Annotated in this window: 7 protein-coding genes, 1 pseudogene and 1 riboswitch; of the genes and pseudogenes, 6 read left to right on the top strand and 2 right to left on the bottom strand. The window is 70.8% G+C overall.

The genetic code is table 11. The features are described from left to right. Positions 1-518, bottom strand: a pseudogene (locus QH283_RS10370) (NAD(P)-binding domain-containing protein); the annotation flags it as partial. Positions 519-834: 316 nt separating this feature from the next. Here QH283_RS10370 and QH283_RS10365 point away from each other — a divergent pair. From QH283_RS10365 to QH283_RS10350, 4 genes are all read left to right on the top strand, one after another. Then, a complete protein-coding gene (locus QH283_RS10365) occupies positions 835-2,985 on the top strand; it encodes a VanW family protein (RefSeq protein ID WP_280502805.1) in 2,151 nt (716 codons plus the stop codon). A gap of 575 nt (positions 2,986-3,560) precedes the next feature. Continuing rightward, on the top strand, positions 3,561-3,974 hold the full coding sequence (locus tag QH283_RS10360) for a hypothetical protein (RefSeq protein WP_280502804.1): 414 nt from the start codon (positions 3,561-3,563) through the stop codon (positions 3,972-3,974). Positions 3,975-4,174: 200 nt separating this feature from the next. After that, positions 4,175-4,390, top strand: a complete 216-nt coding sequence (locus tag QH283_RS10355; RefSeq protein ID WP_280502803.1) for a hypothetical protein — start codon at positions 4,175-4,177, stop codon at positions 4,388-4,390. A 171-nt stretch (positions 4,391-4,561) separates the two neighbouring features. Then, entirely contained in the window at positions 4,562-5,311 is a 750-nt protein-coding gene (locus QH283_RS10350; RefSeq protein WP_280502802.1) for a hypothetical protein, read from the top strand. 18 nt (positions 5,312-5,329) lie between these two features. Here QH283_RS10350 and QH283_RS10345 read toward each other — a convergent pair whose 3' ends face one another. Next, positions 5,330-6,415, bottom strand: a complete 1,086-nt coding sequence (locus QH283_RS10345; protein ID WP_280502801.1) for a DUF4185 domain-containing protein — start codon at positions 6,413-6,415, stop codon at positions 5,330-5,332. A gap of 167 nt (positions 6,416-6,582) precedes the next feature. Then, positions 6,583-6,674, top strand: a riboswitch (cobalamin riboswitch). A gap of 55 nt (positions 6,675-6,729) precedes the next feature. Here QH283_RS10345 and QH283_RS10340 point away from each other — a divergent pair. After that, positions 6,730-7,650 (top strand): ABC transporter substrate-binding protein, encoded by a 921-nt coding sequence (locus tag QH283_RS10340; protein WP_414689620.1) that lies wholly within the window; start codon positions 6,730-6,732, stop codon positions 7,648-7,650. Continuing rightward, the coding region (locus QH283_RS10335; protein WP_280502800.1) for a FecCD family ABC transporter permease at positions 7,647-8,283 on the top strand (637 nt) is incomplete at its 3' end. The genes QH283_RS10340 and QH283_RS10335, both read left to right, overlap by 4 nt.

Genomic DNA, 8,283 nt, shown 5'->3' with positions numbered 1-8,283 from the left:
CCCTGTGCGGCGGGTGAGGGTTCGCCGGTGCGGCCGGGCGTGCGCGGCGCTGCCGTCACGCCAGGCGCGATCGCCTTCCACAGCGGCTCGAGATATCGCACCGGTTCCGGTTCGCCGCCGATCATCAGACAGAACCCGCGTTCGAGCCCGAGCACTCCGCCGGAGGTCCCGACATCGATGTAGTGAATGCCCTTCGGCGCGAGCGCGCGGGCGCGGGCGATGTCGTCGTGGTAGCGGCTGTTGCCGCCGTCGACGACGATGTCACCCGGCTCGAGCAGGCCGGACAGTTACTCGATCACCGCCCCGGTCGCCCCGGCGGGGATCATCACCCACACCACCCGTGGGGTCGCCAGCGCGGCGACGAATTCGGCGATCTCGGTGCCGCCCCGAAAGGACTCACCCAGCTCGGCGCACAGGTCCGCGACCAGCGCGGGATCACGATCACAGCCGACGCCGGTGTGCCCGTCGCGGACGATCCGGCGCACGATATTGCCGCCCATCCGGCCGAGGCCGATCATTCCCAGTTGCATTCCAACCCTCTCCTCTGGTGCGGCCGGTGCTGCTCGGACAGGATCAGCGGACTTTCCGCACAGGGGTGTAACACCCCGTGAGAGCCGCCGATAAACAGGTCGGCTCCGCGCAGTTGCCAGACCCCCGACCCGGCAACCGCGCGGAGCCTTTCTCGTGCCCCGCGTCACCTCGCGCGGCCGGCCGTTCGCACGGCGTTTGCCCGGTCCGACGTCGCGCTGAAGTCCCGGCCCGCTGTCGGTATCGTGGCCCGAGGTGTCGCGCGGTGCGACCCGGAGGATGTGAGCTTCACTGGGAGGACGGTTCGTGACCAGCGAGTCGAGCGCCGGACACAACGGTCGCAGCCACCGATCCGGTGGTGAGGTCGGCCTACGGCGGCTCCTCGAGTCGAATCGGATCGCCGACGCGCCGACCACGGGATTCGCCGCCATGCGACCGGCCGGGCAACAGTCCGATCCGCCCACCACCGCCTACCCGCGCCCCGCCGTGCCCCCGGCCGCCGCGGACTGGCCCGGCGACTCCTCGCCCACTCAGCCACTGGCCACCGGCGCACAGCAGTCCGGCGCACAGCAGGCGGGCGCGGTGCGGGCGGGCGGCGTGCAGACCGCCGAACGCCCCACGGACAGACCCGGCGCCGGGCCCGGCACCGGACCCGGCGCGAACGGCCCCGGTGGCAGGGGCCCCGGTGGACGTGGGGCGGGCAAGACCGGCACCCCGTGGTGGAAATCCCCCGAGGGCAAGCGGGCGGGCGTCATCGCCGGCGCGATCTTCGCGGTGGCGAGCCTGGCGTACCTGGCCGACACGGCGATGTCCGCGGGCGAGGTGCCCCGCGGCGTGGTCGTGGCCGGCATCGACATCGGCGGCATGGACGTCGACGCGGCCGACGCGAAGCTGCGCGCCGCCCTCGACGGCCGCGACACCCAGGAGGTGGGCCTGCACCTCGGCGACGTGCGCGAGCGCATGATCCCCGCCGAGGCAGGACTCGGCGTCGACTGGGAGGGCACCTGGGACCGTATCGGCGGCCAGCCGCTCAACCCGCTCACCCGTTTCGTCTCCCTCTTCGGCACCCGTGAGGTCAGGGTGGCCAGCACCGTCGACGACGCCGCCCTCGACCGGCAGCTCGACGCCCTCGCCACCCACGACCGGCCCACCGTCGAGGGCGCGATCCGCTTCGACAACGCCACTCCGGTGGCGATTCCGCCCGCCACCGGCCGCGTCATGGACCGCCCGCAGGCCCGCACCGTGCTCATCGAGCACTGGATGGACGGCGAGTCGCTGATCCTGCCCGTGGTGCCCGCACCGGTCGCGGTGACCGCCGAGGCCGTCGACCGCGCCCTGCGCGAGATCGCCCAGCCCGCGGTCAGCGCCGACATCGTCTTCGAGGGCAAGGGCGCCGACGCGGTGCTCACTCCCGCGCAGATCGCCACGGTGCTCACCTTCACCCCCGACGGCCAGGGCGGGCTGGCGGTCGGCTACGACCTGCACGCCGCGGTCGCGGCCCTGGAACCGCAGCTGAAGGAGTCCGAGGTCGAGCCGAAGGACGCCACCTTCGAGATCAGCGGCGGCAAGCCCGTCGTCGTGCCCGCCGTGGTGGGCGACAAGGTGGACTGGGTCCAGACGCTCGAGCAGCTGCCCGCGCTGCTCGTCGCCGCCGATCGGCGCGCGCCCGCCGTCTACGCGAAGGTCGAGCCGGAGCTGACCACCGAGGCGGCCGAGAAGCTCGGAATCGTCGAGCCCATGGGCGAATTCACCACCGGCGGCTTCAGCGGCCCGTCCGGGATCAACATCGCCACAGTGGCCAGGAAGGTCGACGGCGCGGTGGTCGAGCCGGGAGAGACGTTCTCGCTCAACGAGTTCACCGGTCCGCGCGGCGTGGCCGAGGGCTATGTGGAGTCCGGCATCATCGACCACGGACGCCCGAGCACCGCGGTCGGCGGCGGCATCAGCCAGTTCGCCACCACCCTCTACAACGCCGCGTACTTCGCCGGGCTGGAGGACGCGGGCCACACCGAGCACAGCTACTACATCTCGCGCTACCCGGCCGCCCGCGAGGCCACCGTCTTCGACGGCGCCATCGACCTGAAGTTCCGCAACAACACCGAAACCGGTGTCTACATCGAGGCTTTCACCACCAGCTCGCAGGTCACCGTGCGGTTGTGGGGCACCAAGACGGTGAACGTGGAGTCCATCACCGGCGAGCGCACCAAGCCCACCGAGCCGGAGACCATCACCCTGCCCGAGGGTGACGACTGCATTCCCACCGAGGGCGCGCCCGGTTTCACCATCACCGACACCAGGGTCATCACCGACCGCGCCACCGGGGCGGAGATCTCCCGCACCACCCGCACGGTCAAGTACGACCCGATCCCGGTGGTCAAGTGCGAGCCGAAGGACAAGCCGGAGGCGGCCGAGGAGACCTCGGGGGCCGCGGCGGAGTCCGACGACAGCGACGAGTAGCTATCCTCTCGGCGCCCCGGGTACCACGATCCGCGGACCTCTTGCTGGACTGAGCGGGCCGCTCGCGCGCTCCGGGCGGCCTGCCTCGGTGTACCCGTTGTTTCCCCAGGTGAGGGCTACCCGGGTGGCTCGAAAAGAGCCCAATGAGGTTGACCGGACGCCACCGTTTCAAACGTTACGGGTTCAGAACGTGAAATAGATCACACATTTGCTGAGTAGTGGCCGGGTGCCACCAGTTCTGCGGGCTTGCCGCCCGCCGTGCGCCTCGGGGGCGCGGCGTGGGGAAAGTTGGACGATTGTCCATGAATCGGGGGCCCGGCCCGGCGCGACACCGCCGTGAAGGGCGTCCGCTACCGGCGAGTTCGGATATCTGCCCGTCATCCGAACGTCGGACGGATGCTTCGCGGCTGCCGAGAAAAGCGGGCGATCCGTCGCTCCGAAACGGCTAACCAGCGGTTACCGCGATGTTCGCGGCCACAGCTTTCGGCCCTATTTCCTGTGAAATCACCGTGATAGAACTTTGGCCGACGGTCACCACAGTGGTGATCGGTATGAATTCCAGGGGAGTTTTTCACATGATGCTTCGCAAGATCGGTTTCGCGCTGGCCGCTTCCGCGGGTGTGATGCTCGCCGGCGCCGGTGTCGCGGTCGCCGACGAGACCACCGATCCCACCCCCGCCCCCAGCACCGGCTCCGCCGAGCAGCTGGCCGGCGTCCTGGGTGGCCTGCTGGGCGGTGGCGCCACCACCCCCGACCCGGCCGACGGGGCCGACGAGGATCCGGCCCCGACCCCGAGCACCGGCTCGGCCGACAGCCTGGCCGGCCTGCTGGGCGGCCTGCTCGGCGGCGGCGCCACCACCCCGGACCCGGCCGACGTGGCCGACGAGGCGACCCCGGACACCGGCTCGGCCGACCTGCTGACCGGCCTGCTCCCGCTGCTGATCTCGGGCTCGGCCGGCGGTGACGCCCCCGCCGGCGGCGGTGAGTGATCGGTTTCGCGAACAGTCTGCGAGCGGTCCGGGATTCGTCCGGGCCGCTCGTGCCTTTTCCGGGTCGCGGCGGGGCGCCCTGGTTCCGCGTGAGGAACGCACGCGGTACGGAGATATTGGGGGCAACCATTTCTGCCGCGGGTGGGATAGAAACTATCGGGGCGAGTATCCGCTGCCCCGAATTGCGCGAAAGGTCTTTCATGAAGCTGCGTCGGATCGTGTTGTCCGCCGGTGTCGCCACGGCAATGGTTCTGCTCGGCGCGGGTGCGGCGAATGCCGAGGAACTCACGCCGATCGTTGGCAGCACTTCCGGGTATACGATTCCCGACCTGCTGCGCGCGATGAACCTGGAATGGACCTGGCTGTACCAGTGGCTCACCACCGGATCCACCACGCGCCCACTGCCACTCCCGTGATCCCGGGTGTGGCGCACCGCGATCGCGAACGGATTCGATGCGCCCGAAATCCCCCTCGGCGCAAGTGATTCGACGCGCACAGGTCTCGCGTCCGTGACGGCGATGCGGTAGCGTCCTGCGGTTCGATCCCCATCCGGGGTGAACCGAGACGGCGCGAGGGAGTGGTCCCAGATGACAGTGAGTGAACGACGGCGCATCGACCAGCTCGCGGTCGGCCCCGACGGCCGTCTGCTCCTGGCCATGACCGAGCACCGCGACTACGGCCGCGGCGACGACCACCTCCTCGCCGAGGACTTCCGCCACAAACTCGACGCCTACCTGGCCGCCGTCCGCTCCGGCGACATCCGCCGTCTCGCCGAGCAGGCGGGCGCGAGCGCCGACAACGGCATCGAGATCGTCCTGTTCAGCGCCACCGAACCCGCACCGGCCGTCATCGCGCTCCTCGACGCCGTCGGCGCCGACCCCGCCGACGCGGGGCTCCTCGCCCGCTGGGAACCCCTGCACGACACCGAGATCACCGCCGACCTCTACGAACGCGCCGTCGTCGACGAGACCATCGCACTGCTCGGCTCCGACTGGCAGTCGGCTCTGCTCTGGGTCTCCGCCGTCGGCCACGACGCCGCGGGCGGCATCCGGGTCAAACGCCCCGACGACACCGTCGACACCGTTCCCGCCTCCGCCGCCCTGCGCGAACTGCTCTTCGAATACAAGCAATTCGCGCACGACCCCGTCACCGGCACCTGGATCAGCGGCCGCATCCACATCACATCCCCCGCCGACTACCGAGCCGACTTCTCCCGCGACTGCCTGCCCGACTGGGTCCCCACCCCCACCCCCGACTCCATCCGGCAGGAACTCGCCGACTACCCGAGGGCCGCCGACGAGATCCCCGCCTGGATGCGCGAGCTGCTCACCCCCTAGGGCGGCACCCGGCCGGTGTCACAACGGCGTGCGCATGAGCAGCACGTTGTACTGGCTGTGCACGGTGAGCAGAAAGTACAGATCGTCCCCGGTCTGGTACGGGAAGATCATCGGCGCGTAGGCGGTGGGCAGGTCGCGGGCGTCCACGATGACCCGAGGCGGGCTCCACGGTCCTTCGGGGGCCGGAGCCGTGCGCAGCACGACGGAATTCGCCGGGTCGGTGGTGAGCATGACGTACTGGCCGAGGTGGTCGTTCCACTGCACCGAGAGCTCGGCGACATTGCCGACGATCGGTGCCGAGGCCAGCGGCTCGTTGCGCTTCCACTCCTTGCCGTCCCAGTACTCGTAGGCGTCGATGTCGGCGATGGCCGCCTCCGGGACGCGGGAGACGAAGCCGGGATGGTCGCGCCCGGCGGGGGTGCCGTAGCGGTAGACGAAGCCGTCGGCCTTCAGGAAGGCGTTCTGCTGGAACCGTTCGTGGCCGTCGAGGTTGGGGCGGCGGGTGGTGGGCAGTTGCGCCCAGGTCTGCCCGCCGTCGCCGGAGACGGCCAGCGTCGCGAAGTTGGTGTGCCACTTGCCGTGATCGCCCCAGGAGCGCACCGACATCATGCTCATGTACTGCACGCCGCCGACCGAGATGCCCGCGGTGGGGATGAGGCTGATCTCGATGCCGGGGATCTTCGGGCTCGGCAGCGGGTTGATCACGGCGCTGTCGAAGTAGATGCCCTTCGACGGGTCCCTGGTGGTGCTGCGGAACAACGCGTTCGACGTCCAGGCCCAGATGCTGCCCGCCAGCAGGTTGGGGAAGCCGAGACCCGCGCTGTCGCCGAAGGCGGTGATCATGCCGCCGCGGCCGTCGTCCCACATGATGCCAAGATCGGTGCCGAGCACATTGACGTTCTGCGTCCGGTTCGGGCTGTCCATGCCCGTCATCTGGAACACCGCCTGTGTCGGGCCGGGCAGCTGCGGCAGCCCGCGCCAGCCGTTGAGCACCGGGATCGGATTGACGTTGTTCGGGTCGGCCGCGGCGGGCGCGCCGAGCGCCACGCAGCAGACGGCGGCGAGAACACCGATCCTGGCGAGTGCGGACAGCGATCGTTTCATCCGACGGTCCCTTCTGGAGGCGCGCGGTCTGCGGAAGTCATTCTGCCCGGCTATGACCGTGCTCCGAGGCAATACGGGCCGGTCGGGGTCTGCCGTGTCGGGGGTACGGCGCGGCCGGTCGGTTTCCCGGGTGAACTACGCTGCGAGTGCCCCGCCGAACCCGGCCGGGTGCCGCGGCGTCACGGTGAAGCCGGTGTGAATCCGGCGCTGTCCCGCAACTGTGAGCACGGCGTTCGCCGCGCGAGTCAGGTCGGCCGCCGTCGCGGGAGGCGTACTTGTCCTCGGACGAAGGACGGTATGGACGGAGGAAGTTCGTGCCACTCACAGTGCGTGGACGCACCGCCGGACGGCGTGGCGCCGCCCGGCGACCGATCGCCGCGGCAACGGGCGCGTTGCTCCTGCTGATCGCGGCCTGCGGGTCCGATCCGGCTCCGTCGGGTGCGGACAACGATGCGGCCGGGCAGCCGGGCGCGATCGTGTCGCTGAGCCCCACCGCCACCGAGATGCTGTTCGCCATCGGCGCGGGCGATCAGGTGGTCGCCGTCGACGACCGCTCCGACTACCCGGAGCAGGCGCCGGTCACCGACCTGTCCGGCTACACCCCGAACGTGGAGGCCGTGCTCGGCTACGACCCCGACCTGGTCGTCACCAACGCCGACACCGGCGACCTGGTGGCGGGTCTGCGGCGAGCGGGCGTCGAGACGCTGATCCTGCCCGCCGCCCGCACCCTCGACGACACCTACGCCCAGCTCGAACAGCTCGGCGCGGCCACCGGCCACCTGGCCGAGGCGGCGGCGCTGGTCGCGGCCGTGCGCACCGAGATCGACACGATCGTCGCTGACCTGCCCGACCGGGACGCCCCGCTGCGCTACTACCACGAGCTGGACAACACCTACTACACCGTCACCGACGACACCTACCTCGGCGAGATCTACGCCATGCTCGGCCTGCGCTCCATCGCCACCGGCGGCGACGGCTACCCGCAGCTGTCGGCGGAGTTCGTCCTCGACCAGAACCCCGACGTGATCTTCCTGGCCGACGGCCAGTGCTGCGGCGTCACCCCGGAGGCCGTGGCCGCCCGCGCCGGCTGGGGCGAACTGGCCGCGGTGCGCGAGGGCCGCGTGTTCGCCCTCGACGAGGACATCGCCAGCCGGTGGGGCCCGCGCGTGGTGGATCTGGTGCGCGAGGTCGCCCGGCTCGTGAACCCGGTGCCCGCCGTCCGCCCGACGTCTTGATCGCCTCGCCCGCCCGCCGCGCACTGGTGGTGGCCTGCGCGGTGCTCGCGCTGGTCGTCGCGGTGTTCGTGAGTATTCTCGTGGGTCCCGCCGGGCTGACCCCGCGCGGCGTGCTGCTCGACATGGCCGACCAGCTGCCCTACGTGCGGGTCGAATCCGGTCTGACGCCGCGCCAGCAGGCCATTCTCTGGAAGATCCGCATGCCGCGCATCGTCCTCGGGGCGCTGGTCGGGGCCATGCTCGCTCTCGCGGGCGCCGCCTACCAGGGGGTTTTCCGCAATCCGCTCGCCGACCCGTATCTGCTCGGCGTGTCGAGCGGCGCGGGTCTCGGCGCGACGCTGGCGATCGTCTTCGGCGCCGCGGCCGGGTTCGCCGGGGTGCCGGTCGCGGCGTTCGTGGGCGGACTGCTCGCCGTCGGCGCGACCTACACCCTCGGCCGCACGGTCGGCGGTGTCCGCTCCGAGGTGGTCGTGATCCTCGCCGGTGTGGCGGTGGCCGCCTTCGCCAACGCCGCGCAGACCTTCTTCATGCAGTTGCACGACGACACCCTGCGCCAGGTGTACTCGTGGATGCTGGGCTGGCTCGCCACCGACGGCTGGACCGAGGTGCTGGTGGTACTGCCCTATGTCGTGG

The sequence above is a fragment of the Nocardia farcinica genome, from assembly GCF_029867845.1.
Classification (GTDB): Bacteria; Actinomycetota; Actinomycetes; order Mycobacteriales; family Mycobacteriaceae; genus Nocardia; species Nocardia farcinica_A.
Note: the sequence above shows the minus strand (reverse complement) of the source record. Positions and strands in the feature narration are given on the sequence as shown.

What these genes read in the sequence shown, in the direction of transcription:
- QH283_RS10360 (WP_280502804.1), top strand. Translation starts at nt 3,561, where the DNA reads ATGATGCTTCGCAAGATCGGTTTCGCGCTGGCCGCTTCCGCGGGTGTG.
- QH283_RS10355 (WP_280502803.1), top strand. Translation starts at nt 4,175, where the DNA reads ATGAAGCTGCGTCGGATCGTGTTGTCCGCCGGTGTCGCCACGGCAATG.
- QH283_RS10350 (WP_280502802.1), top strand. Translation starts at nt 4,562, where the DNA reads ATGACAGTGAGTGAACGACGGCGCATCGACCAGCTCGCGGTCGGCCCC.
- QH283_RS10345 (WP_280502801.1), bottom strand. Translation starts at nt 6,415, where the DNA reads ATGAAACGATCGCTGTCCGCACTCGCCAGGATCGGTGTTCTCGCCGCC.